This is a genomic window from Halorubellus sp. JP-L1 (genome assembly GCF_011440375.1).
Classification (GTDB): Archaea; Halobacteriota; Halobacteria; order Halobacteriales; family Natrialbaceae; genus Halorubellus.
This window is the reverse complement of sequence record NZ_JAAOIR010000002.1, coordinates 173,306-199,408: the sequence shown is the minus strand read 5'-3', so window position 1 is coordinate 199,408 and position 26,103 is coordinate 173,306. Positions and strand designations below refer to the sequence as shown.

Annotated in this window: 22 protein-coding genes; 10 read left to right on the top strand and 12 right to left on the bottom strand. The window is 57.8% G+C overall.

What is annotated here, in order from left to right; translation table 11 throughout:
* Nucleotides 1-11: 11 nt before the first annotated feature.
* On the top strand, nt 12-698 hold the full coding sequence (locus G9C85_RS09485) for a V-type ATP synthase subunit D (RefSeq protein ID WP_166039321.1): 687 nt from the start codon (nt 12-14) through the stop codon (nt 696-698).
* Between the two features lie 153 nt (nt 699-851).
* Here the strand turns inward: G9C85_RS09485 and G9C85_RS09480 are convergent, their stop codons facing one another.
* The 10 genes from G9C85_RS09480 to G9C85_RS09440 all read right to left on the bottom strand — a co-directional run bounded on the left by G9C85_RS09480 (nt 852) and on the right by G9C85_RS09440 (nt 8,640).
* Nucleotides 852-2,870 (bottom strand): hypothetical protein, encoded by a 2,019-nt coding sequence (locus tag G9C85_RS09480; RefSeq protein ID WP_166039024.1) that lies wholly within the window; start codon nt 2,868-2,870, stop codon nt 852-854.
* Between the two features lie 477 nt (nt 2,871-3,347).
* Nucleotides 3,348-3,605 carry a hypothetical protein gene (locus tag G9C85_RS18675; RefSeq protein ID WP_205254339.1) on the bottom strand — a complete coding sequence of 86 codons (258 nt, stop codon included), beginning with the start codon at nt 3,603-3,605 and terminating at the stop codon, nt 3,348-3,350.
* A gap of 290 nt (nt 3,606-3,895) precedes the next feature.
* The gene (locus tag G9C85_RS09470) at nt 3,896-4,507 is read right to left on the bottom strand and encodes a hypothetical protein (protein ID WP_166039319.1); all 612 of its coding nucleotides are present in this window, start codon (nt 4,505-4,507) and stop codon (nt 3,896-3,898) included.
* A 435-nt stretch (nt 4,508-4,942) separates the two neighbouring features.
* Entirely contained in the window at nt 4,943-5,599 is a 657-nt protein-coding gene (locus G9C85_RS09465; protein WP_166039317.1) for a hypothetical protein, read from the bottom strand.
* Nucleotides 5,596-6,618 carry a hypothetical protein gene (locus G9C85_RS09460; RefSeq protein WP_166039315.1) on the bottom strand — a complete coding sequence of 341 codons (1,023 nt, stop codon included), beginning with the start codon at nt 6,616-6,618 and terminating at the stop codon, nt 5,596-5,598. The genes G9C85_RS09465 and G9C85_RS09460 overlap by 4 nt, the downstream gene beginning before the upstream one ends.
* A 172-nt stretch (nt 6,619-6,790) precedes the next feature.
* Entirely contained in the window at nt 6,791-6,949 is a 159-nt protein-coding gene (locus G9C85_RS09455; RefSeq protein ID WP_166039313.1) for a hypothetical protein, read from the bottom strand.
* A gap of 66 nt (nt 6,950-7,015) precedes the next feature.
* Nucleotides 7,016-7,402, bottom strand: coding sequence for a helix-hairpin-helix domain-containing protein (locus G9C85_RS09450; protein ID WP_166039311.1), 387 nt, complete (start codon nt 7,400-7,402; stop codon nt 7,016-7,018).
* Nucleotides 7,399-7,533 carry a hypothetical protein gene (locus G9C85_RS19115; protein WP_275690774.1) on the bottom strand — a complete coding sequence of 45 codons (135 nt, stop codon included), beginning with the start codon at nt 7,531-7,533 and terminating at the stop codon, nt 7,399-7,401. Before G9C85_RS19115 ends, G9C85_RS09450 begins: the two co-directional genes overlap by 4 nt.
* A gap of 131 nt (nt 7,534-7,664) precedes the next feature.
* Nucleotides 7,665-7,802 carry a hypothetical protein gene (locus tag G9C85_RS09445; RefSeq protein ID WP_166039309.1) on the bottom strand — a complete coding sequence of 46 codons (138 nt, stop codon included), beginning with the start codon at nt 7,800-7,802 and terminating at the stop codon, nt 7,665-7,667.
* 172 nt (nt 7,803-7,974) lie between these two features.
* Nucleotides 7,975-8,640, bottom strand: a complete 666-nt coding sequence (locus G9C85_RS09440) for a hypothetical protein (protein WP_166039307.1) — start codon at nt 8,638-8,640, stop codon at nt 7,975-7,977.
* Between the two features lie 1,756 nt (nt 8,641-10,396).
* Here G9C85_RS09440 and G9C85_RS09435 point away from each other — a divergent pair.
* Nucleotides 10,397-11,842, top strand: a complete 1,446-nt coding sequence (locus tag G9C85_RS09435) for an amidohydrolase family protein (RefSeq protein ID WP_166039305.1) — start codon at nt 10,397-10,399, stop codon at nt 11,840-11,842.
* Nucleotides 11,843-11,918: 76 nt separating this feature from the next.
* On the opposite strand, the gene G9C85_RS09430 is transcribed toward G9C85_RS09435, so the two are convergent.
* Complete coding sequence (locus tag G9C85_RS09430) at nt 11,919-13,451, bottom strand: amidase (protein ID WP_166039303.1); 1,533 nt, start codon at nt 13,449-13,451, stop codon at nt 11,919-11,921.
* Nucleotides 13,452-13,651: 200 nt separating this feature from the next.
* Here G9C85_RS09430 and G9C85_RS09425 point away from each other — a divergent pair, with 200 nt between their 5' ends.
* From G9C85_RS09425 to G9C85_RS09400, 6 genes are all read left to right on the top strand, one after another.
* Complete coding sequence (locus G9C85_RS09425; protein WP_166039301.1) at nt 13,652-14,800, top strand: BMP family ABC transporter substrate-binding protein; 1,149 nt, start codon at nt 13,652-13,654, stop codon at nt 14,798-14,800.
* A 197-nt stretch (nt 14,801-14,997) separates the two neighbouring features.
* Nucleotides 14,998-17,106, top strand: coding sequence for a hydantoinase/oxoprolinase family protein (locus G9C85_RS09420; protein ID WP_166039299.1), 2,109 nt, complete (start codon nt 14,998-15,000; stop codon nt 17,104-17,106).
* Nucleotides 17,103-19,283 carry a hydantoinase B/oxoprolinase family protein gene (locus G9C85_RS09415; RefSeq protein ID WP_193570689.1) on the top strand — a complete coding sequence of 727 codons (2,181 nt, stop codon included), beginning with the start codon at nt 17,103-17,105 and terminating at the stop codon, nt 19,281-19,283. Before G9C85_RS09420 ends, G9C85_RS09415 begins: the two co-directional genes overlap by 4 nt.
* A gap of 63 nt (nt 19,284-19,346) precedes the next feature.
* Nucleotides 19,347-20,996 carry an ABC transporter ATP-binding protein gene (locus tag G9C85_RS09410; RefSeq protein ID WP_193570688.1) on the top strand — a complete coding sequence of 550 codons (1,650 nt, stop codon included), beginning with the start codon at nt 19,347-19,349 and terminating at the stop codon, nt 20,994-20,996.
* The gene (locus tag G9C85_RS09405) at nt 20,993-22,069 is read left to right on the top strand and encodes an ABC transporter permease (protein WP_193570687.1); all 1,077 of its coding nucleotides are present in this window, start codon (nt 20,993-20,995) and stop codon (nt 22,067-22,069) included. The genes G9C85_RS09410 and G9C85_RS09405 overlap by 4 nt, the downstream gene beginning before the upstream one ends.
* Complete coding sequence (locus G9C85_RS09400; RefSeq protein WP_166039297.1) at nt 22,070-23,056, top strand: ABC transporter permease; 987 nt, start codon at nt 22,070-22,072, stop codon at nt 23,054-23,056.
* A gap of 846 nt (nt 23,057-23,902) precedes the next feature.
* On the opposite strand, the gene G9C85_RS09395 is transcribed toward G9C85_RS09400, so the two are convergent.
* Entirely contained in the window at nt 23,903-24,124 is a 222-nt protein-coding gene (locus G9C85_RS09395) for a hypothetical protein (protein WP_166039295.1), read from the bottom strand.
* A gap of 596 nt (nt 24,125-24,720) precedes the next feature.
* On the opposite strand from G9C85_RS09395, the gene G9C85_RS09390 reads away from it, so the two are divergent.
* Complete coding sequence (locus G9C85_RS09390; protein ID WP_166039293.1) at nt 24,721-25,176, top strand: HTH domain-containing protein; 456 nt, start codon at nt 24,721-24,723, stop codon at nt 25,174-25,176.
* Between the two features lie 262 nt (nt 25,177-25,438).
* Nucleotides 25,439-25,996 (top strand): winged helix-turn-helix domain-containing protein, encoded by a 558-nt coding sequence (locus G9C85_RS09385; protein WP_193570686.1) that lies wholly within the window; start codon nt 25,439-25,441, stop codon nt 25,994-25,996.
* The last annotated feature ends 107 nt before the right edge of the window (nt 25,997-26,103 follow it).

The following is a 26,103-nucleotide window of genomic DNA, read 5'->3' as shown; positions in this document are numbered from 1 at the left end:
ATCCTCACCTAATGGCCAAGGACGTCAAGCCCACTCGGAAGAACCTCATGGCGATCGAGGACCGCATCGAGCTGTCCGAGCGCGGCCACGACACGCTGGAGCAGAAGCGCGACGGCCTCATCATGGAGTTCATGGACATCCTCGACAAGGCCCAGGACGTCCGCGGCGGGCTGGAGGAGGACTACCAGACGGCCCAGAAGAAGATCAACATGGCTCGCGCGATGGAGGGCGACGTCGCGGTCCGCGGTGCCGCCGCGGCGCTCAAGGAGCACCCGGAGATCACGACGGAGTCGAACAACATCATGGGCGTCGTCGTCCCCCAGATCGAGTCCTCGAAGGTCAAGAAGAGCCTCGACGAGCGCGGGTACGGCGTCCTCGGCACGTCGGCGCGCATCGACGAGGCCGCGGAAGCGTACGAGGACCTCCTCGAGTCCATCATCCTCGCCGCCGAGGTCGAGACGGCGATGAAGAAGATGCTCAAGGAGATCGAGACGACGAAACGTCGCGTGAACGCCCTCGAGTTCAAGCTCCTCCCGGAGCTCTACGACAACCAGGAGTACATCGAGCAGAAGCTCGAGGAGCAGGAGCGCGAGGAGATCTTCCGCCTGAAGAAGATCAAAGATAAAAAAGAATCCGAGGAAAGAGAAGAAGAGGAAGCCGAAGAAGCGGAACGTGCCGCAATCGAGGCCGACGACTAACAAAACCAGCGTTCCCGTTCACGCCGGCAAATGATAGCATCTTAGAAGTACACCAAGTCCAACTTGTTCAATCAAATCCGAGTCTCATCAAAGAGGTCGTGCCCCCGAAGCACCTATTTCCAGAAATTCAACAAACTTCGTTCGTCCCAATTTTCATCCGAACAATTCTGTGACGTGTGCCCTCAGCCCAGAGTGTTGCGTGAGGTCTTCCTCTAACCAGTCCTCAAACGCCTCACGGCCGGCCCCAATCACTACGCGGTTCCCCTCGACGTTCGCCCGCAGCCGTGTCGGGATTGTCTTCTCGTACCGGTAGAGTTCCGGTCGTTCGAGCTCCGGGAATGTGCACACTAGCTCTCCGCGCCGCTCTTCGACTTCGAACAACGAGTCTTCCCAAGCGTTCCGCCACCGCCGCCGCCCTGTACTGTATACCTTATCGGCAGGCTCTCTCGGGAAGTACACCGGCAATTCCCGGTTGGCCCGCCTGTACAGTTCGACGAAAGTGTTTCGTGCGTTACGGAGAGTGTCATCGTGGTCGCCAATCGACACCTCTGACTCGATCATTAGCGTGGAAAACCAGTTGAACGTCATGTTATCCCGGCGCTTCAGCTTCGCCACTGCCGCCTCGCTTTGTTTCGTCGAGCGGAACACAACATCGAAGTGGAGAACTTTCGACCGGTTCCGGACCCACTTCTTCGGGCGCTTGTCGTTGCTAACGAAGGCAGTTGCCGGAAAGTCACAGTCAGAACTCCAGTTGTTGTTCCACATGTTCCGTAGCGTCGTGTAACGGTGAATATCCCGTTTCGGAATGTCGTCGACCGCATACGGAAACACCGTGTTCGTGTACTGGAGTTGTTGGATGGACTTTGCACCCACCTTGTCCGCATCCTCGCTGGCAGTGACCGACCCGTTCGAAATCTTCTGGAGCGCAAACTCGAGGAATGTCCCCTTCCCTGCATCTGACTCACCATGTATGTAGAGGTAAGGTAAGTTCTTATCGAGGTTCATATCTGCCATCCGGTAGACACTCGCGTATTTGTTGATGAACGGCGCCCAGAAGACCCAGATTAGTCCCTCGAAGAGGTGAGCCTTCACCGCCTCCGGCGCGTTCGTCTCGCCGTACTCGTCAACCGTTTCGATGTACTCCTCTAGTTTGGCAAGTTCTCGGTTGATGGCGTCCGAACTTTCAGGTACAGGTAGAGACATCCGCGTGGGGAACTCACTGTCGCCCGTCTGCAGGAAGAGATCGCCTGTCTCATCGTTGAACCACATCGACGGGATTCCATACTGTCGCTCGAAGTACTGCGAGACGCCCCGCACGGTGCTACGGAGCGTATTATCGGTGACCGTGATGTCTGTTTCCCGAGACGCGTCTATCAGGTCTTTCTTGAACCCTGAATCGAAGTTTCGCAACGAGATCCCGAACTCCGTATCAACCCCGCCCCCTTCGTCCCCGATGGCGATCGTTTTGTCCGCGTCTTCACCATCCTTGACGAGTTCATGGCTGACGAACTGGTCGACCTCGTCCATGAACCGTTCATTCAACTCCTCGGACTCGCTCTTCGCCGTTGAGCGTCCATCCACCCAACTGTCAATAATCTGCTCGCGCTCCTCTTCATCTTCAACATCCTCCAACCGCTCGCTCAAGTCCTGCATGAACTCCTCGCCATACGTGTCACGGTGCAGCACGTAGGACTCGTGGAACTCTTCGTCGATGACTGTTGACCCATCCGTCTCGTACACCGTCGCCATGTTGGTCTGATGCCCCCACCCCGTCTTCGACAGGTTCGCTGACGTGTCGATGAGCGTCCAGTCCCCACCCCCGTGCTTGATGAGGTAGAGCTTCGTGTGGACACCCCATCCAGGACAGGTGTAGATGACGAGCCGGCCGTCGCTGCGTAACCGTTCGAGCCGATCGGCCCGGGCCGGCTTATCGGTGAGCTGCTCACGGTAGTCTTCGACGTTGCCGACGACGACCTCCAACCGGCCAATCTCAAACTCGCCGAGCATCTTCAGTAAGGTCTCCGGCGAGTCACTGTAGGTAACTGCGAACACCTCTTCGGCGCCGTCGAAGTACTCGCGGAACTTATCGAGCCGCCCGATCTGCTCACGGCGATAGTCGACGACGTCCCCCGTATCGCCGAACTTCACCTTCGTCTCGAACACGTAACCCATAATGCCAAGAGAATTGGACCTCCACTCGCATAAGCGTAGTAACCGGATACGGTGGAGTAGCGTCTTTCCTAAATCCGCACCGACGAAGAGGACTGTTGAACTACAGCCAAAGAGGAATCCTGCGAGGATTCGATGTGGTTTTGGACTGTCCTTTTTATCTGGATGATTGAGCAGGTTTCGTTTAGTAGGAAGAGCATCTTCTGAGTAAAAACAACCATGACGACGAGGTCCTGAATACCAGGGGTCATCGCTGACCATCGACGAATTGATGTTCTCCTTAGTGAATGCACCAAGGTACGGTTCAATAGCGTCGTAAGAACTCTACCCACCGAGTGCCATGACGAGCTGCGGACTGACGTTCTCCTCGACGAGCAGATGGTTGGCCCAGCACCGCCGGGGGTAGTGTGTACTCACGCGCCGGTAGTCATCATCGCCGTTCTCGTCGGCAGCTCGGGCGGCGGCGGCGTCCACCCAGTTCTATAGTGTACACTGGGACCTGTCGACGAGGCAGTCACGGTCGTCGATCTCGTTTACGTCAGCGTTTACGATTCGGTTGATGTGTGCCTCGAGGTCGAGCGGGACCCACGTCTCACGGTGCTTGCCGCCGTCGTACTCGCCGCTGGTGTCTTTCCCGCCGACGACTTCGAGCTTGTAGTGCCGACCGTCGCTCCGGCGAGAGACGTCGCACGGGCGGACGTCGAGGACTTCGGCGACGCGAAGCCCGCGGTCGCCCATCAGTCAGAGGGCGACTTCTTCGAGGCCCGACCGGCGTGCCGAGGTATCTCTCGGTACTCGTCGCGGGTCATCCAGACGTTCCAGGTGCCGTCCTTGTTCCGTTCGGTGCGCATGGTTGGTTCGCGTTCCTACGTAAAATCACGAAACTTCATTCTGTCGGCGCGATGGTCGGGTTCGCTGAGGCGGCGAGGTTCGCGGGGTTCGCGAGTGCGACCGTCGACGGACTTCACGCTTCTGTACAAGCACGGAACACGACCAATATCTGAAACGAATGAATGCAGTGTTCTGCTCTACTCGTCAGTCTCAATGCTGAACTCGTACTGCCCGCTGAACTCGATGTACGTCTCGCCGGTCATGGGGCGGGAAATCTTCACGGTCGCCGTGTCCGAGTACCCCTGGCCCATTATATCCACCCCCTCCCCATCCGGCGCGGCGTTGAGAGAGACGTGCATGTCGAGTTTGAACGTCCATTCGACGGAATTGCCTATGTCGGGGTTTATGTCCGTCTGGGCGAACCACTGCGCATCCTCGCGAAGCGAGACATCCATTTCGGACTGCACGGTACCCTGGTGGGGGGCAACGTCCGTGTACTCCTTCCGATCTCGAATGATGTCCCCGGAGTTCTTACCCTGGAATCTCAGTCCGCCCCCAACAGTGATGTGGCGAACGGCAGTTTCCTGCGATTTATACTCCGCAGTGAGCCCGCCCGTAAGCCGTATGTCAGTTACGGTCTCGTTCGGCCCAACTGTCTTGTCGACGCCGCCGAGTTCGATGCTTTGAAGCGTCAATTCGGCCGCGGACGCGGGCCGCGCCGCATGAATGCCGAGCGCGCCGAGGCCGCCGACGGTCGCGATGGTACCAGCGCCCTTCAGCGCGGTTCTTCGATTAACTCTCTGTTGCATAATGTTCCGTGGTACGAGTGCGCACCCACATTGTTACCCCATCGATATGCCGGAAAATGGTGGCTTATCTCACGAAATAGCACGCATCCACAGTGGATATCTCAGATACAGTGGACGCGTGTCGTACCTGTCTCGCGTCGCGGTAGACCTATCTTTGCGCTATCGCAATATCAAGCCTGCTTCGTCCTCACTTGCCCGACCTCCTGTTCTGAGTTCTGACTTAGTATCGCCTTCTCACCAATTTCCCGACGCTGGAACGTAATGTTAATTGTTTATAGCGTATCTTGCCCTTCCGAGAGTGGACTATTCTTGGAAGTGCTCAACCATCCTTCGTCGCTCACCGCACCCAGCACTCGCTTCCTAAAACAGATTACCCGTGAGTAACCTATTCTCGAGACCCGCCCTCTCTGAAGGTTTCGTTGATTTGGAAGGCGACTATAGATCTTCGGCAGATATTATCTCGATTAACGGATCGCCAGTGAGGTCTTCTATTATCGAACGAATTGCGTCTGAATTGGTGTCAGATATTATATCAGAGTCGATTGCAACCAGTACCGAAATTGAATGCCTATTAGAGATCTCTACTGCATCGACGATGATCTCGCAGTCATGGTTTATCTCAAGCTCTGACTCTATCCGCCTTTGTAGCTCCGGATTGGAGGACTTCGGGTAGGTTTGATCGACAATCTGATTGGGAATCTGATTGCGGAATAATTCGAAGTCTTGGACGCACCGACGGAGCTGGGAAAGCTGTTCCCGCTTTTCCATCTCGTACCAGCTCATCTGGATGTCCTTTCGGATGTGCTTTTTATCGTTGTCGCTGAGGTGAATATCTCGGGATAATGGGGCGTAATCCACCAAATCAGAGTCTGTCCCACGAAGAAATTTGACTACGTCCTCATACAATTCATGGCGTCGTTCACATAACCGGACGAACTCTCCCTCTGCCTTCCCCCCAATGACCGTATAGAAATCATCTCCTTCAAGGATTTTCGCTGATCCCCTGTCTGATTCGATGTTCTCGGGTAATTGAGTATATACATAGTTGACCAGAATTGAAGTGTCAAGATTCAGCTGCTTGCGATGATTCATGCATCCCTCTCCAGGCTTTCCTTTGTCAAATTATGCAAGTACGACGAGTAACCTTCTTTCAGACGTTTAGAGTGGGACCCTGCGTCCGGAAGTAAGCTTTCCTGCTTGGCTTGAGATTCCATCCGCTTTACCCGGGGGACAAATTCTCCGTGGAATGATTCGAATTCACGGACATGTTCGTCAATCAGGTGATGACTGTTTGGTCCTGTTGCAGTCCTGGCTGAGATATACAGCGCTGGGAATCGCCAGACCCCGTAGTAGAAGTAATCGTTTAGATCGGCAACCACCGCTTCTTGCGATTCAGATGGCGAATCAAGCTCCGTGAGACGCGCTAATATGTGTTCCAGGATATTAGTTGATTGTGATAATACGTCCATGAGGTCCTCGAACTTCTCGATACTGGCCAATTCGAGATGAAAGTCGGAAATAGAGAGCCTGAACTCCTGTTCTACGTCGTCCGTGATGGCACTTGCCGAATCAGCGTCGGTGAACTCCGCGAGACTTCGATTCTTGTTCTGGGTGGCGAGTGACTTACTGATCTCGGAGAGCTGTTGTCGGATGTTGGTGGATGAAATATACAAGTCGGTGAAATCGGAGGGCGATTCCGCCTTGTAAAAGTCCTTCAGGAATTCGTATCGGTTTGTATACCAGATATCACGAAGCTTGTAGTCTCCAAAGAACTCGGTTGACCGGAAAAATTCCCTGAATTTGTTTACATCATCGTCTTCTCCAGGATCTTGGAGGGCGTTCGGAGAATCAGCAGTGATCCGATTTACTGCACCATCGGGATCTCCAGCAACACGTGTATACGCTCCTTCTACATACCAGCTGTACGTAATCGGGAGATTGAATTCCTCGATCGCGAAATAGCACAGTTTCTCCTGTTCAAGGCGGGTTATTCGCCGGTCGAGGCTTTCGATTTCGTCCTCAATGGCGAGGTCAATTGCCCTCAAGACTTTGTTCGCAACCTCCCGTTCTTCATCATAGGGGGTTGACCCGAATTTATCTTGAGGTGACATAGGTACTGTTGTTCGATTTGACCGGTGATATGTGTTGTGAAGACGGTGCAGCCACTAGCGTACTGTTATCTTGACTACGCCTTCGATTTCTACTGACAAAGTAGTTCACCCCACATAGGGGTTAGGGGCGAGGACATCCAATTAATACCGATCAGGTTTCTATTTCCCATCGTTATCCCTCGCTCCGCTTGCAGCGTTCGGCGTAGTCGGTGATGGCGTCCGGAATGCTCTCTCCCGCGCCGACGTTGGTACTGCCGACTTCCTGTGCTTGGTATCCGCCATTTGTTTCTTTCACTCGAATCTGGAATATCTGACTGTTCCAGGTCATCATACGAGAGAGTTGTGGCGGTCCCGATGTAAGGGTGGGCCATGGGCGCGGTGAAAGTGAAAGTGAAGTTCAGTCGAGGGACTGTCGAATGGCCTTCGACGTCGACGGGCCGATGCCGTGGACGTCCTTGATCTCCTCGCGGCTGGCTTCGCGCAGCTCGTCGAGCGTGCGGAACCGGCGGGCGATGATCGCGCTGGTGTCGGGGCCGATGCCGTCGATGCATTCGAGACGCTGGCGGGTCTCCTGGGCGCGGTCGTCGAGTTCGAGCGCGACGCGGTCCTCGAACTCTTCGGGCGTGAGGTCGCCGGCGACGTACTGATCTCGGAGGTCGTCGACGGGGTCTGTCTCATCTGTGTATCGTTTCTCGAACCACGAATAGAGGAGCAATAGGGGAAACGCGAGGAGCACGCCGAGGCCGGGTTCGGGCTCGCCAAATCCGTGATTGAGCGGTATCACGGCCGACCACCTGCGAGGATGACATCGAGATTCGACAGCGTGAGCCAGCCGCCGGCGAGTATGAACGCGAGCGGGATGGCGAGGCAGACGGTACGCACGCGGTCCTCGTCGACGTCGAAGTCGGCGGCCATGGCGATGAGGATTGCTGGTAGTAGAGCCACGCGAGGCCGAACGTGAGCGCCTTGACGGCGGCGTGGCCGGCCTGCCCCGACCGCTGGATCACGGTGTTGACGAACGGCGTTGCTTCGACGGCGTGCGCGGTCTAGTAGCCTGCCCAGGTCGTCGCGAGGTCGCCGACGCCCCACGCGAGAATCGCGACGATCCAGAGCGACGGTGCGATGACGTCGCGCCGCAGCTCGCCGAGGTCGACGCGAGTGTTCGATATCGTCACGTCCGTCATCGTCCGCGGAACACCCCTTGATTTTCTCGCCAGATTCGGGTTCGCCACCATTTTCGGGGGTCGGTCGAGGGGCGGGTGTCCGGAAAATCGTGCCCAAAGGCCCCCGTATAGTATATACTATAATGTCGGGGTGGGGGTGGGTGGTGGTGGACAGGGACGCGTGCGGGCGCCGTCATGCGGGATCACCATCTGGCGCGTCCTCCGGGTCTCGATGCTGTCCGTCCTTCCACTCGCGGACGCGGTCGCCGACCCAGCTCTTCGGTTTCTCCATGAGTCTGTTGCTGTGCTGGCCGTTCTCTCTGGTGTCCGCTATCTCGCGATAGCCCATGCCGTCGTCTATCCACGGCTTCGTGGCGGGAATGGCGGTCATGATAGCCTCGTCTCGGCGGACGTCATCGACGTCGACGCTGTCCTCCTCGTCGTCATCGTCGAGGACGACGTCGAACTTTGAGGCCTCGTGCTGGCTGTAGGACTCGCGGGTGTTGGTGAGGCCCTTGTACTCGCCGATCTTCGACTTCTCGTCCTTCCCGCCGGGCGACTCGTAGAGGACGGCTTTGCCGGGGTCGGCGCGACTGGGCTTCTGGATGATGAGGGTGGCGAGGCGGCGGATGTCGGCCGCGGTCTTCATCTCGGTGTGCCCGACGATGAGGAGTGATCCGCGCTTGGCGTAGGGGCCGTGTGCGCCCTCCTTCTTGCGGATGAACGTGGCGCGGTCGACGAACTGTTGGGCTTTCTTCGAGTCGGCACCCTCGCCGGAGAGGTTCTGGTTGGACTCGTCGACGACGCCGAGGGTCTGACCGTCGACGCCGGCCATCGCTTCGAGCATCTCGACGTCCATAGAAACGACGCCGTCGAAGCCGTCCCAGCTCGTGTTCCCGAAATGTAGCCGCCGGTAGGACGCCCCAAGCGCGGGCGGTGTCGAGCGTGGTGGCTGTCTTCCCGGTGCCGGGCGGGCCGACGATAAGGGCGACGCAGCCCTCGTCGGCGAGGCGGTCGACGATCTCCACCATCGTGTCGTTCGCGTCCTGCTCGTGGCCCGTGAGGCCGACGATCCCCTGAAGTTCGCTGGCGTTGCCGTCGCCGAGGGCGTGGTCGGCGGTGCGGGTGGCCGCGCTGCGGATGACGTTCGCGGCGAGCTTAGTGTCGAGGAAGTTCTTCCCGTGTTGCTGGTAGAGGCTGCATCGGTAGTTGACCAGTCGAGGACGCGGCCGTCGCGGGTGTAGCCGGCGTACTCGGTGCTCATGCCGCACCACCAAACCCGGCGCCGCCAACGATGTAGAAATCTCAGGAGGGGCACTGTCAGGCAGCTCTTCGCAGTCGCACTCCTCGTTGGCCTTGACTTCGTCGCTGGTGGTCGTGAAGTCGTCGAGGGTGCTCACGCAACCATCCCGTGTCTGCTACGGGATTCGACGGCGGGCGCGGCCCAGCAATATAGTTGCCATTCCACTCACGTTTGGACGGTAAGTGAGAGGACCGGGAATCACCGGAAAGCGTACCAGTCTGCTTGGAAACGCCGAGGGAGAAGGTCCGCCCGGGGAGAACGGTTTGAACTCACTTCGACCCGTGTTCGAAAAGCCATGAACCCCCAGTGAACACCGCATGAACCCCCTCGAACACCACGCGAATTACTTCGAACGCAACTCTGAACTCCACTCGAACCGCCGTGAACGCACCCTCGAACACCAGGTGAATCGCTTTGAACGCTCCCGAAAACACCCCGCGAACCCCTACTTCGAACCCTCGGTGTTCAGACGCTATAGGTCCACACATGGGAGGCTACGCCTATCCACGAACTTCCGTTCCGAACGAGTCTGTTCCATGGAATCCCCCGTCTCCCCCCGTTGGTAGTCCGTCGCGCTAGGAGCTGATGGGTCGAGGCAGCCTCGAAGCGAGAGAAGCACTTGCCGTCCCGATTCTCCGGATTCGAACCGGGGTCGATGCAACGTCCTCCATTCGTTCAGCGAAAATCCAGCTTGCTGGAACGTAGGTTGAGCAGCTATGACAGGAACCCAAACTCCCATAGTATTCTATCCGGGTACGTCGTGTCGACTTCCGCTTGAACACCCAGGTCCCTGTATCTCGTCTTGGAGACGGGCTTCTACTCTCAACATCTGCAACGAAGGCTACATCCGCTTTGAACGCCCCTATGTCGCAACATCACGGGGGTGAACGTCCGAGAGCGCGAATCCGAATACATCACCAGCCGCTGCAAAGATCCATCTTGCCTCTGACCACGAATAGGGGGTACCTTTGACGGATCCCTCAGGCAGTAGTGGACACTGGAAGCGGGGTAGGCATTGTAGGTCAGCGATGTCTTGGTTGTCCTCTCGCTAAAGATGATTTGCCGAACCGGAGAGGAAGGACTACGATTCAATTCACTCCTTACTCGCCCAACTGATGGACAGGCCGGATATATTCGCAGGTATCGGACTGAGTGAGACGGTTGATGAATATATCGATACAGTTTCGGTTTCACCCACCGACCACTGATGGTCGAGCGTGCAATCCATCCTCAACTCCGGTCGCTGTTCGAAACCATATGTTCAGTTACACTTAGATACACTCATGGTAATCCCTCACGCAAATTCGATAAAATGGTCGATCTCCTCATCAGAAGTGGGACGGTCGCGACGCAGAACGAGAAACGAGAAATCATCGACGATGGCTCCATAGCGGTTGACGAGGGCAGAATCGTCGAAGTGGGTCCCACGGAAACGGTCGCGCCCAAGTACGACCCCGGCCAAACGATCGAAGCTTCGGGAGACGTGGTCTTGCCTGGGTTCGTCATTCCACACGCGCACGTGTCTGATATTCTTCTCCGAGGTGGCGTCAGTCGAGATCGGTCGATCCACGACTGGCTGTTCAACGTGAAAAAGCCCGGCGTCCACGCGATGACCCCCGAAGACCACGAAATCGCTGCCGCACTCTACTGCACGGAGGCCATTCGAGCGGGGGTCACGACGTTCGTGGAGCTCCCGGAAGCCATCCTCATGGGCAGCGAGGATTTCGAGGAGATCGTCGAAAAGAAGATGGCGGTCTACGAGGCCGCTGGGCTTCGGAACGTGTACGCCGCTACCTTCAGGGACAACGACGACGTCGGCGCAGAATTCGAACGGTTTATCGGGCGATTGCTCAGGAAGGAACCGGAGGTAAACCACGTACCGCCGACGTATTCGCTCGTCGAAACCGCAGATGCGCTCGAGAGAATAACCGAACTCATCGAGGAGTATCATCGAGAAGCAGAAGAGGGCCGACAGAGCGTTTGGGTTGCTCCGGAACACGTCTGGACTGTCACCCCAGAGGGCTTCGAACGCTCCTACGACCTCGCCGAGGAGTACGACGTGATGACGACCACGCACGTCTCCGAAACGTTAGAGGACGACTCCGCGATGATCTCTAACGTCGAGTACCTGGAGAGCGTCGATTATCTCGGTGAACGGGCGCTGTTAGCTCACTGTGTCCACGTCGATGAACGGGACATGCGTCTGTTAGCAGCTACAGATACGAAGGTAGCGCACAACCCGCTCACCAATCTTTCGCTGGGGTCCGGATTCGCTCCAGTTCCAACGATGGTGAATTACGGAATCACGGTCGGGATGGGGACAGACAATCCGAGCGCAAACGACTTGGTGAATCCCCTCAGCGACCTACGGGTCGCGACGCTCATCCAGAAGGCGGTTCGGTTGGATGCGGGAGCGCTCACTGCGGAACAGACGTTGGAGATGGTTACTATCGAGGGTGCACGGGCGATTGGGCGAGAAGACGAACTCGGTTCGATCGAGGAAGGGAAACGCGCAGATGTCGTCTTTCTCGATACAGATCACGCTCATCTCACGCCCCAGCAAGAGGTCGCTCCCACGGTCGTTACTCAGACTCAGGGACACGAAGTTCACACAGTCGTGTGCGATGGAAACGTGATCATGGAGGACAGGGAAGTCGAGTTCGCAAACGAACAGTATCCGAACTTGCTGGAGTCCGCGCAGACCGCAGCGGAAGCAGTGACAGATCGCGCCGGTCTATCACACCTCGTTGACGGATGAGTTCAGGGCGTAGGCAAGGGATTTGCAAAAAGAACAAATCGAAACTCCAGAGAACCTGAGTCCGCGCTTGTCTGGGTTAGAGTCCCACGTTGACGTGCTGTTCGAACGCGTGGGCGGCCCGTAACGCGGTTACGTCGTCGTAGTGAGGGGCGACGAAGAGCAGACCGACGGGGAGTCCATCGGCGGTTCCTGCTGGGACCGAGATGCTCGGGTGCCCGGTCACGTCGAACGGCGAGGTATTGTGAGTTCGAGTCCCGGTCTGGGCCTTCAGCACGAGGTCTTTCGGCCCCTCGATGTCTCGATCGGCCTCGAACGCCGTAATTGGCGAAGTTGGAAGCGCCAGAACGTCAACGTCCGACAAGGCGTCGTCGTACTGGCGGCTCAGTTTCCTCGTGAGGTTCCGTGAGATGGCGTGATAGTATCCATAGTACTCCTCCATGAGGTACTCCCCCATCACGAGGAGGAACTTGTACGTAGCTGGGAACTCGTCTCCGCGGCCGCGGCGCGCCGTGGCGAACGCCTGCTGGAACGCCGTATCGTAGTGGCCCGCTACGAAATGACCGACACCGTCGTCTCGCGTAAGCGCTGCAATCGATTCGGGGACCACCCCCCGCCAGATGAGAGCCCCATCGTCGTGGAGTGGGACGGACGCGTCTCGAACCTCTGCTCCTTCAGCTTCGAATGCCTCGAGCGCGTTCTTGACTTGATCGTCGAGTTCTTCCTCGACGCCTATGAACCCCTCTTCGAGGACACCAACCGTGATGTCATCAGGCGTCGTGCCGAGTGTCGCAGCGTATTCGTCGGGTTCTCGACCATCTTGTCGTGGATCGAGTCCATCGGGGCCGGCGATGGTGTCGAGCATCAGTGCTGCGTCCTCTACCGTGTTCGTCATCGGACCCAGGTGATCGAAGGAGAACCCCATCGGGATGGCTCCCGTATAGGGAACCAATCCGTGGGTCGGTTTATGGCCGACGCACCCGCAGAACGCCGCTGGTACTCGAATCGATCCGGCTTGGTCCGTTCCGAGTGCGATGTCAGCGTTCCCGTTGATTACGGCTACTGCACTCCCTCCAGAGGAGCCACCGGCTAGGTAGTTATTATCGCGTGGGTTGTAGATGGGACCGGTTGCGGAGAGATCGGCGCTTCCAGAGACGGCCATGTCGCTCATGTTTGCTTTGGCGACGATGTCCGCGCCAGCGTCGAGTAGTCGCTCGACAGCGGATGCGTCATATTTTGGAATGTACCCCTCGAAAACATTCGAGCCCGCAGTCATTTCGATACCGGCTACGGCGATGTTGTCCTTGACAGCTACTTCGTAGCCTGCGAGGGGCCCGTCGTCGGCTCCTTCGACCAAGCATTCGGTGACGATTGCGTTGTCTGGATCGGCGTCTATAGAGGGAGGCCCGTGCGATTCCCGGACGGTTCGAGTGAGCGTTCGTTCGGGTTCGTGGAGGGACCGAAGTCGTTCGAACGCCTCGACCTGCCCGGTAATGAGGTCGACGAATGCTTCGACTTCCTCTTCAGAAAGATCGAGGTAGTATTGCTCCGCGAGCTCTCTGACCGTTTGAGCCGACGGCGGACGAAAGCGTGCGTTGGGAACATATGGCATGGGTTGTCCCACAGGAACTGGGAATATAAATCTTCACCAAGTCAACCGAGGAACAAGCATCTCACTCTAGGTCTGTGAAGTCTGTTCACTGCAGATTTTATTCTCTAACTCATCTAATAATAAATTTTATATTTCATCGGCCCAGCGGAAATGTTATTCTACAGAAGTTTTAATTGACCCGCCCCCAGACAGTCTATAGCATGCCAGACAGACTCTCACAAATGAGGAGGCGGAAGCTAGTGGCCGCCATAGGCGCAGGGGGCATATCGGGTATCGCTGGCTGTCTAAGCGGTGACAATGAGGGTGACGGTGACGGCTCTGACGGTGACACGGCTTCTGAAGGCACCGATTCGACGAATGGGGGAGGATCGACAGAAGGGGACGGGACGGTGAAGGTGGCCTGGATATACATCTCCCCAGTCGGCGATCTCGGCTTCGCGGCTGCCCACGAGAGGGCCCGGAATGCGCTTGAAGAGGAGCACGATTGGATTGAGACGAACTCCTCGGAAGAAGTCGCACCGCCGGACATCGAATCGACGCTACGAAACTACGCCTCACAGGGGTACGACGCCGTTTTCTCCACTAGCGTCGAATATCAGGATGCGGTTGTCACCGTCGCCGAGGACAATCCCGACATGGCGTTCAATCAGTTGCTCTCGACCGTTACGGAAGACAACGTCGGTTCCTATTACGTGAGAAATTACCAGAGTAGGTTCCTACAGGGTGTTGCAGCAGGAATGGTGACCGAGTCCGATACCATTGGGTTCGTGGCTTCGTTCCCGATACCGGTGACGCTCCGAATGATAAACGCTTACGCACTCGGCGCTCGACTCGTCAATCCGGAAGCGACGACGTTAGTTAGATTCACGAGTGCGTGGTTTGCCCCACAGGATGCGAGCCAAGCAGCGCAGTCGATGATAGACGAAGGTGCGGACGTCCTTACGACCATCATGGATTCGACGGCTACAGTGAAGACTGCGAATGATAACGGTGTCTGGGGCGGCGGTGCGTTCGTGTCCCAAGCGAATGCCGGCGGAGAGAACTACCTGGCTTCGGCGATCATCAACTGGAACGAGTTTTACGAGCCCGAACTCGAGACGGTCAGGAACGACTCCTTCGAAGGCGACTGGTACTGGGGCGGCATGAATGATGGGATCGTCGCCCTCGACGAGTGGGGGCCGTCGGTCCCACAGGAGGTCAAGGACCGTGTGGAGGAGGAGAAACAGAATATCATCGACAACGACCACTACGTCTGGAAGGACAGCAAGTTCTCTGGGTGGAACGACGAGAGATTGTTTAACGAGATGTCCTCGTACGTGGAAGGCGTCGAGGGGGAAGTACCTTCGTAGCGACGCAGGTCTCGAGCTCCATTGCTTCTCTGCTCAGCAGAGTCTTGTAATATCGCCCCAGACCAAGCAATAGGTTCAAATTTTAAAGTTAAAAGTAGATAGTTCTATTATAGCGGCCCTTTTTCGAGTTCAGTTCTAATGGTTAGTATCCCAACCGATAGGATTATGACGGTTCAAGAAGAGGAGCAAGGTACACGATGACATACCGCATTGGGACCGACGTTGGTGGGACGTGTACCGACTCAGCTATCATGGACGAGTCGGGCCGAGTCGTCATCGGGAAAGATCTCACCACATATCCGGACTTCTCCGGCGGGATCTTCAACTCCCTCGAGGATGCGACCGGGAAAATGGACGTCGGCTTCGACGAGCTCATTCAGGACACGTCGTTGTTCCTTCACGCCACGACGGTCGGAGAGAACACGCTCTTCGAGCGAGAAGGGGCCCAAACCGGCTTGCTGACCACGAAGGGATTCGAGGAAACGTTGCACGCAACTCGGGGAGGATATGGTCGGTGGTCCGGGCAGTCGTACGAGGAGACGAAGGACGTCGTGATGAGCAACAAGGTCGAGCCGCTCATCCCGATGGAGAACATCTCGGGACTGTCGGAGCGAGCCTATCGCGACGAAGTCGTCGAACCGCTCGACGAGTCGGAGGTCAGAGAAGCTGTGGATTCGTTCGCCGACCAGGGAATGGAGGCTATCGCTTGTTGTTTCGTCTGGTCGTTCCAATCGCCCGAACACGAGCGCATGGTTAAACAAGTCGTTCAGGACGAATACCCGGAGATTCCAGTATCGATATCGAGCGACGTGTCACCCTCGATGGGCGAATACGAGCGCACCGCGACGACGGTTCTCAACTCATACTTGAAGCCGGCGACCGAACAGTACCTCGAAAGTCTCCAGAAGAAACTTCACGAAACGGGGTTCTCGGGGACGATGCTCCTGATGTTCTCACATGGGGGTTTGGTCTCGCGGAAAGACGCTGTGGAACAGCCCATTGGACTCATCGAGTCGGGGCCAGTCAGCGGCCTCATCGGGAGTCGATTCATCGGTGAGCAGACCGGGCGGAACAACATCATTTCGACCGACATGGGTGGCACGACGTTCAAGATGGGCGTCATCCGAGAGGAACGCATCGAGTATGCCGAAGAGCCAATGGTCGGACGCCACCACTACCAGTTCCCCAAGCGCGACGTCCATTCGATTGCGATGGCGGGGGGGAGCGTCGTCTCCATCGACGAGGAGACCAACGTCCCACAGATTGGCCCCGAGAGCGCCGGGTCTGACCCAGGACCAATCTGCTACGGGCAGGGCGGAGAGAAGCCGACGATCACCGACGTGGACCTCATCCAGGGCTACTTCGAACCGGACTTCTTCTTGGGAGGCGACAAAGAGATGGCTCCCGAGAAAGCGTACGACATCTTCGAAGAGAAGATAGCGGATCCGCTGGGACGGTCGGTGACGGACGCCGCCGCGGACATCTACAAGCTGGCGAACTCGATGATCGGCGACCTCATTCGCGAGACCACCGTCGAGAAGGGTATCGACCCCCGGAACTTCACTCTCTCCGCGATCGGTGGCGCAGCCGGGATGCACGCTGCCTCGTACGCACGAGAATTGAACATCCCCGAAGTGATCATTCCCCACACTGCTTCGGTCCATAGCGCGTTCGGGCTGTTATCGACGGACGTCACGCACCTCTATTCCGACGTCACGCAACTTCAGCCACCGTTCGACGTGAACGAGATTAACGAGGTGTTTGACGACCTCGAAGCGGAAGCCACGGAGAAGCTGACCGGCGAAGGATTCGACGAGCACGATATTCGACTCAACCGGTCGATCAGTATGCGGTACCAGCGTCAGGTCCACGAGGTATTGACGCCGGTGGAGGCAACGGGAACCCTCGACGAAGATGATCTCGAAGCGGTATTAGGTCGGTTCGAGGACCTCTACGAACAGCGTTACGGGAAAGGCTCCGCGTTCAAACAGGGCGAGGTGGAAATGGTGGAATTCCGCGTCCGAGCGGTCGGATCGCTCGCCACGCCAGAACCACACCAACACGAGAAATCCAGACAGGACCCGGAGACCGCGAAGCTCCGAGAGAAGGAGATGCACTTCGAGCCCGCTGGTGGTCTAGTCGACGCACCGGTGTACGACTTCACGGAAATCCAGCCTGGCTTCGTCGCAGAGGGTCCAGGCGTCATCGTCACCCCCGTGACGACGATCGTCGTGAACCCGGGTGACGAGGCTCGTATGGACCGCTATAAGAACGTTCGAATCGACATAGGAGGATCCGACCAATGAGCACTCGCGACGGCGACGAAGGAATCGACCTACAGATTCGGGACGTGGATCCGGTAACGTTCCAGATAATCAAGCACCGCCTGTTCCGCGTTACTGACGAGGCCGTAAAGGCACTCAAGCGAGTGTCGGGGACGCCGGTTACCAACGAGGGACACGACCTCATGGTATCGTTGTATACGAAGGACGGGAAGCTATTGACGGGCGGTGTTGGCTTCCTTCACCACTACATCGGTGCATCGAGAGCTGTCGAGGCTATCATCGACAGGTTCGGTGGCGACATCGAGGAGGGCGACATGTTCCTCCTCAACGACTCGTACACCGCTGCCCTCCATCCGCCGGACGCATACATCATCAATCCGATATTCCACGAGGGGGAACTGATGGCCTTCTCCGCGAGCTTCGTCCACGTCAACGACATCGGATCGGTGGATCCCGGCGGGTTCTCGCCGAATTCGACGTCGGTCTACCACGAGGGGTTCCAGACGCCCGGCCTGAAGTTCATGGAAGAAGGAGAGATCAGGGACGACATCCTCGATACGCTCCTGAACATGAGCCGCGATCCGGAGATGGTCGAATTAGATATCCGGTCACAGATAGCGGCGAACAACGTCGCAACGGACCGGATGCAGGGAATGTTCGAAGAGCACGGACCCGAGACGGTCGAGACGGTCTCCGAGCAGCTCATCGAACAATCCGAAGCCAAGTTCCGGAAGCGGCTTTCTGAGTTACCCGACGGGACCTGGCAAGCGCGCCAGTATCTCGACTCCAAGCCCGAAGACAAGATCTTCACGGTCGACGTGACTCTCACGAAGGAAGGCGACGAGATGAGCTTCGACTTCGAGGGGACCAGCGAACAGAGCGAGTACGGCCTCAACTGTTCGTACTGGACGGCAGTTGGCGGTCTTACTGCGCCCATCTTCCCGTTGCTCTGCTACGACATCACCTGGAACGATGGCATCTTCAATCCAATCGAGGTAGAGGCACCCGAGGGCACCATCGTCAACGCTCAAAGGCCGGCACCAATTTCGATCGCGACGGTGGCAACGCTCCAGACGTGTAACAACCTCGGGACGCTGACCTCGTCGAAGTTGCTCGGGGCGAGCGAGGAGTACAAGGAACGGGCGACTGGCGTTTGGCACGGTGCTCACTGCGTCGCCCAGATCAACGCCGAATTCGAGGGCGGAGGGACCGTCATCGACATGCTGACAGACACGTTCGGCGGTGCCGGAGGCGCCCGAGGACATAGCGATGGCGTCGATCTTGGTGGAGAAGTCCCGAACTTGGTCGCCAGGTGGGGGAACGTCGAACGGCACGAAAGCATCCTCCCCCTGATGTACCTGTATCGGTACTTCGTTTCTGACTCCGGCGGTCCCGGAGAGAATCGCGGCGGGGTCGGCCACGAGTTCGCGGTCACGCCGGTCACCGAAGAGGGGATCGACGAGATCAATTCCATCACGTTCGGACGCGGTACTGACGTCCCACCCTCTACCGGCGTGTTCGGGGGCTACCCCGGCTGTACGTCGGACTATTCGGTCTTCCGGGATACCGACCTTTGGGACGACGATACTGGCTTCCCCCTCTCGAATCACGAGCTGAACGCAGCTGAGCAAGAGGACGCAACGTGGGGAACGCGTTCGTTCGGTATGGACGACGTATTCTATCTCCGTTACACAGGAAGCGGAGGGTACGGCGATCCTCTAGACCGCGATTCAGACAGCGTCGCCGAGGACGTCGCCGACGGGAAAATCACCCCGGAGGTGGCACGCGACATCTATGGCGTCCCCGTCACCGAGCAAGGAGATATCGATGGCTCGGTCGAAGAACGCCAAGAAGCGATTCGGGAGCAGCGCGTAGACGACCCCAATCATTCCCCAACGGTCGACTTCGCCGACACCAGCCAGACCGAACTCCGTCTCGGCGCAAACTTGACCGTCGTCTCCGCCGACGAGGAGCGGTATACGGCCTGCGAGTCGTGTGAGACGGTGCTTGCACCCGTCAGTGAGAACTGGAAAGACGCTGCTTCCGTTACGGAACGAGACCCGACAGCGGCTGGTCCATTCCGTGAGAGTCACGACGACTTCCGGTTCCGACAGTTCAGCTGTCCATCCTGTGCAACCCTACTGGATACCGAAGTAGCGTTGGCAGACCAACCATATCTCGAGAGTCGACTGCACTGACGTCGCGGGCCACAACGCGGCCCCCTTTCTCATGAATACCACTCACAGCCGACGACACGAACCATGACAGAGAACACGCTACTCGAACTGCGCGATATCGTGAAGACCTTCCCGGGAGGAGTAACTGCTAACGACGGAGCCGATCTGACCGTCGAACGAGGGGAGATCCATGGGCTTCTCGGGGAAAATGGTGCCGGAAAGAGCACGCTGATGCGTACGCTCTATGGCCTCTACTCGCCCGATTCCGGCGAAATACGGCTTCGGGGAGAACCGGTCCGAGTCTCGTCACCGGAACGAGCGATCGATCTTGGAGTCGGGATGGTTCATCAGCACTTCATGCTCATTCCTCGACTATCGGTGGTAGAGAACGTCATCGTCGGCCAGCGGGAGCCAGCTGGACTCTTCCAACGCGACGAAGAGGGATTCGGACAGTTCCTCCAGTCGAGATTCGCACAATCAATCGGGAGCCGATTTAGTATCGGGAGGGAACCAGCGAGACAACGTATCAGAGCTCTCAACGAGGAATACGGACTCGACGTTGACGTCGATGCGACCGTCGGAAACTTGGACGTAGGACAGCAACAGCGCGTCGAAATACTGAAAGCGCTGTACCGAGACGTCGACCTCCTCATTCTGGACGAACCCACTGCCGCACTTACGCCACGGGAATCCGAGCAGCTCTTCGCGACCCTACGACGCCTCGTCGACGATGGGCTCAGCGTCATATTCATCACGCACAAGCTCGACGAGATCACTTCGATAACGGATCGAGTTACGGTGCTGAAGGACGGACAGACGGTGGGAACCGTCGAAACAGCAGAGACAACCCGATCCGAGCTTGCGGAGATGATGGTCGGACGAGATGTCGTGTTCAAGGTTGACAAGGACCGGCGGGAACAGGTTGGCGATCCCATACTGAGTGCCCGTGGAATAACGGCAGACGATGACCGAGGACAGCAAGCACTTCACGAGGTGGACATCCGCGTTCATGCGGGCGAAATCGTTGGTATCATCGGGGTGAGCGGAAACGGCCAGCGAGAACTCGTCGAGTGCCTTGCTGGAGAACGCACGCCAACTGACGGCGAGATCTCTGTCAAAGGAGAGCCGATGACCGAACGAGGTCCTCGAGCGTTCCTCGAGGCCGGTCTCGCCTATATCCCTGAAGATAGGCTCGAGAACGGCTGTGCTCCGGGGTTATCCGTCGCACAGAATGCCATTCTTCGGGATTATCATTCGTCTCGATTCGATAGCGATGGACTGTTGCCGTTTCTCGATTCCGAAGCCATCCGCGAGTACGCGAGCCAGCTCGTCGAAGAGTTCGACATTCGTGTCGGCAGTCTGAATACGAGAGCCGGGGAGCTCTCCGGAGGGAATCTGCAGAAGCTCATTCTCGCCCGTGAGCTCTCCCGGGATCCAGACGCGGTAGTGGCGCATCATCCTACCCGGGGTCTCGACGTCGGCGCAATCGAATACGTCCGAGAACTCCTCTTAGAGCAACAACAGGAGGATACAGCCATTCTACTAGTCACGGAGTCGCTTGACGAAGTGCTAGACATGAGCGACCGCATTCTAGTCATGTACGAGGGCGAACTCGTGTACGAGACGACGCCCGACCAAACGGACCGACAGGATCTCGGCCTGTACATGACTGGTGGGGGCGCCTCAAACTCGGAGCGAACCGCTGCTGTCGCCGATGGGGAGGGAGAACGATGATAAATGTAGACGTCACGCCCCGCAAGGAAACGCCTCGATGGCTCCAGTTGTTAACGCCAGTAGCCACGATCTTCGCTGCACTAGTCGTTGGAGCTGTCCCTCTGGTATTCAGCGGCTTCAACCCAATAAACGCGTACGAGATCGTTCTCCTGCAACCACTTTCGACTCCCGCGGGACTTACTCAGACATTGGTCAAAGCGGTCCCACTCACGCTCGCCTCGTTGGCCGTGTATTTACCGATGCGGGCCGGGCTCTGGAACATCGGCGCGGAAGGACAGATCTACGTCGGGGGCATCGTAGCTACCTGGGTAGCTCTCAATATCAACGCCCCGACCGGTATCATGCTCGTCCTCGTCGTACTCGGTGGTGCATTTGGAGGAGGAATTTGGGGATTCATCCCAGGGTGGCTACGGGCCAAATGGGATGTAAACGAGATCATCGTCACGCTCATGATGACGTTCATCGCTGTCTCGATCAACGATTACATGGTACATGGCCCGATGCAAGGTGGACGAGCGGGCTATCCAGCGAGTGAAATGATCGGAGAAGCCGCACAATTGCCCAGCATTCCCGGGACTGGCGTGCACCTCGGTATCGTCCTTGCCGTCCTGGCTGTCGTATTCGTCTACGTCCTGTTGAAGCAGACTCGGTTCGGGTACGAGGCGACGGTACAGGAATCTAACCCTCGCGCAGCGTTCCATGCGGGCATCAGCGACTACCGCGTCTTCGTCACGGTCATGGTACTCGGCGGCGCTTTGGCCGGGATCGGAGGCATGGCTGAGATTGCTGGCTCTCAACACAGGCTGCTGGCGAACTTCTCACCAGGATATGGCTTCACTGCGATCGCTATCGCGCTCCTGGGTCGCAATAGCGCGTTCCACGTACTACTTGCGAGCCTCTTCTTTAGCGTCCTGTTCGTCGGAGCAGGGTTCATCAGCGTGCAATTGAACGTTTCTGCTGCCCTCGTCGAGATTATTCAAGCGCTTATCATTCTCTTCCTCCTGACCGCAACGTTCTTCCAGCAGTTCGAAGTGTCACTCGAACGTTCCGCCGTTGGCGGGGAGGCGGTCTGAATGGCCCCGTTTGCCACGACGGTTCTCGATGCGACGATTGCTGCCGCGACCCCACTATTACTGGGAGCGCTCGGCGAACTCATCAACGAGCGAGCTGGAATTCTCAACCTCGGGATGGAAGGGATGATGTTAGTCGGTGCACTCACCGGCTTCGCCGTGACGAACGTCACCGGCAACCCGTATCTCGGGCTCCTTGCTGGCGCAGGCGCCGGCCTCGCATTCTCCTTGATCCACGCGGTACTCACCGTCTCGTTCAAAGCAAGTCAAGTAGTCAGTGGGATCATGCTCTCGCTCTTGGGCATCGGTCTAACCGACTACTTCGGGGCGGCATGGACTGCCAAGTCCATTACTGGCTTCAATGACGTCATCGTCCCCGTAATCGGTCCGGTGCTCGTACAGGTTCCAGTCATAGGACCTGTGCTCTTCAGAAATACCGTTCCAGAATATATAGCGATCGCATTTGTTCCTCTCGTATGGTATTTTCTCCACCACACCAACATCGGACATGAAATCATCTCCGTAGGCGAAGACCCAGCGACTGCCGATACCATGGGCGTCTCCGTAGTTCGAACCCGTTACCTGGCGATACTCCTCGGTGGCGCACTTGCGGGGGCAGCAGGAGCAACCCTCTCGTTAGCTGTCCTCAAGCTCTGGGTCGGTGATATGGTCGCCGGACGCGGTTGGATCATCGTTGCGCTCGTCATCTTCGCCCAATGGCGGTCTGTGCGCATCCTGCTTGGAGCATACCTATTTGGGGTCCTGAGCGTTCTACAAATCCGATCCCAGGCGTTCCAGTTCTCCGGCATCGACATTCTCGGGATAAACCTCGACCCGGTACTAGGCGTCATCACCAATCCATCCATACTAGCTACGGCTCCATACGTCGCGACGATACTCGTCCTCATTTTCGTCTCGCGAGGCGCAACTAGAGAGAGCCTGGGGGCACCCGCTGCCTTCCTCCAACCGTACGTTCGCGAATCTGAATGAGGTCGATAGCTCTGAATCTTCTGCGCTCTTCCCTTTCTATAAAGGACGAAGGCCAAAACCTCGAAGAGAGAGGAGAAGAAGCCGAACGGGCCGCAGCCGAGGCAACCGGCTAACAAACCTACCGACCGGTCCAGAAGCATATTTCTCAACATCTTGTTTGATTCGATCTACAGTACCGGTTCAAACACGTTCGAAGCGATTCGAACGTCCTTGATTCTCGGTGAACTGCCTCGAACACCCTGTGGTATGCTGTGGAACGAGCCTGAACATCCTCCGGACCACGTTCGAGATAGTGTGAACCCGCCGGGAACACGGAGCAGAATCCCCCGAACACCGACCAAACTCTTCGAACGCTAGCTCGAACCCCAGCCTGAACGGCCTTGAACCCTAGCTTGAACGGCCCTAAACCCCACCTGAACACCCTATGAATCGCTTCGAACGCCCCTGAAACATCGCGCGAACACCCCCTAAAACCCCCCGCGAACGCCCGCTTCGAACCCCTGGTGTTCGGACGCTATAGGTCTATACAGGGTGCGTGACGTGAGTATTCACGAACAGTCACCATCAAGGAAGACCCACTCAGGATTCCAGTAGTGCATCCTCTGGGACTCCGTTGAGACCAGGAACGGATGGGCCCTGGAAGCTCCGAGGGAGAACGGTGCGCCACGTCACTAGTCGACGTGTTCGAACCAGCGCTTCTTCGTCGAAAGTGCCGTTGTCGGACGATCTCAGCTGTGTTCGAGGACTGTGACGTAGAGAGCGGCAGGCGTATTCACCCGGCTCGCTCGACCATCTACGCGTCGATGAGAGCAATCAGAATGATCGTCGGGGGTCGAACGCGACCGTTCACTCGGGCGCTATGCCGCCCGTCTCGAGCAGTTGGCCGGCGAGCGCACCAACCTCATCCTCGCGCTCGGCCAGATTCTGGAGCGTCTCGCTGTGCTCCAAGATGCACTCGTAAATCTGCTCACCGCAGGATCGACACTCGAACACCTTCCCGCCCTCGCGGAAGACGTCGCTGCTTTCGCAACTCGGGCAAGACCAGTTCGCACGGTCGCTGCTCGCCATCCTACGCGACCCCCCTGGCGTCGCCATCAGCCTCGGTCTCGTCATGACCGCATCTCCGTGACTCGTGTGTACCCGGACGTGAGTCGAGCCCTTTCGAGAACGTAGTGGGTCTCGACGCGGATCCGCGAGGAGAGATGAAGTTGAGTCTCTGGGAGGATCCGGTCACCTCGCCCACTCGGAATCGGACGTGCACGTTCGCGTGTGGTGAATCCATAAACGCGAGCGCGCTGCGAACAAGGATCCGATGCTGTTCCTCTACCTGTACGGGGCTGCGGAAGTCTCGTCCGCGATGAGCCAGTGCGTTCGCAAGAGACCGATCTGGCGCGACGCGGTGAACTGCTTCGGACATGGTCGGGGGCGTGCGCGAACGTCGCTGCACTCCATCTCTGGGAGAGGTACTCCCAAGACCGCCATCGAGGACCAGCCGAAGAGGAAGCGCCCTAGATCCGGCGCTCACCGGAGAAAGGCCCATTCGTCGTGGTTTCGGGGCACGCACATGCGATGTTATCGGTACGGACTTAAATTGTTTTTCCCTGCACCAAATGTATTGGCCTCTGCGACCAAACTGACTTGTAGGGTGAGGGCGTACGGGAGGTATGAGCCTGACCGAGAGCCAAGAGGGTATCGAGATGGGGATTCGGACGCTCTGCGCGGGCGAACCCCACTTCTGTACCGTCGAGGACATCGCGACTCAGCTGGACATCTCGAAACAGACGGTTCGGAACAACATCGACGACGTCGAAGAGGCGCGCGACGACATCGGTGTACGCCAAGTCGGTCAGGCGGACGTCTACTACATCAGGACCGACCGCATGGAGGACGTCTGGACCGAGGAGACGAAGAGCGTCGTGCGACTCTCGAGGGATTCGAAAGCGGACTACGCAGAACTACGCAGGACTGCTGACGATAGCCAATTCGACTATGAGATTCACTGGTACGACTACAAAACAAACGAGTTGGAGTCGTACTCGCCCAGTCCTGAGGACGTGGGTAAAGCGACGGAGATGTGGTGGTCGGAGCCGGTGGCAATCAAGATCACTGACCCGCCGTAACGCAGAGGTTCCGCCGATTCGGACGAACGCCAGTAGAGAACGTAGAATCAGTAACAAGGAGTGCGAGTCGACCATCCATGCCGTCGCTGATGTCGTACTTCGATAGCTGAGTAAGGAATGGGACGCATGAGCGATTCTGAAAGGGCGGACGTCTCCCGGCAGGGGAGACAGTGACCGTTCGCAGCCGGTTCGATAACGTGCCACGACATGAGATAAGTATATTGTTCCCAAGACTAATATGTTCACGTCCAGAAGTGTGCGTATGACCGACGACCGCTCTGTCGACGTGAACGAGCGCGTCACCGAGGAGTGGAAGGCGGACACCAGTCCCGGCGAGCGCGTTCGCACCGTGATGAAGCGGACGTACGACCCCCAGTCAGTCGCCACCATCGCCGAGCGTGCCCTGACCTCCGAGACGACCGCACGCAAGCACCTGGACGTGCTTACCGAGGACGGCTTCGTCGAGGCAGTCTCCCCGCCGGACGAGCGCGGAACGTGGTACAAGCGCGCACCGCGCTCGGTCGTTCTGGAACGCGCTCAGCAGATCCTCGATTCGGTCGACGTCGAGACGCTGCCGGCACGCGTCACGGAACTTCGCGAGACCGTCCGGGAGTTCGAGGAGCAGACCGGCGCAGAATCGCCGCGGGCTGCGGCCATCGCTGACGCGGAACTGGATGCGGCAGCGATGACGGAGTGGCAGACGGCGCGTCGGAACCTGAAGCTCGCGCGGGCCGCGCTCGCGCTCGCGGACGCAACCGAGGCCGTCGAGGACGACACCGGGTCCGGCGATCGCGGCGAGCCAGCGGGTATCACTCCTTGATTCGATGGAGGACTCCGAGTCACACTCGCTTCAAGGCGCCATCGACGCGGGCGCCCTCCACGACTTTCGTTCTGAATTTGGACGCCTCGAACCCCTCGCGAGTGGGT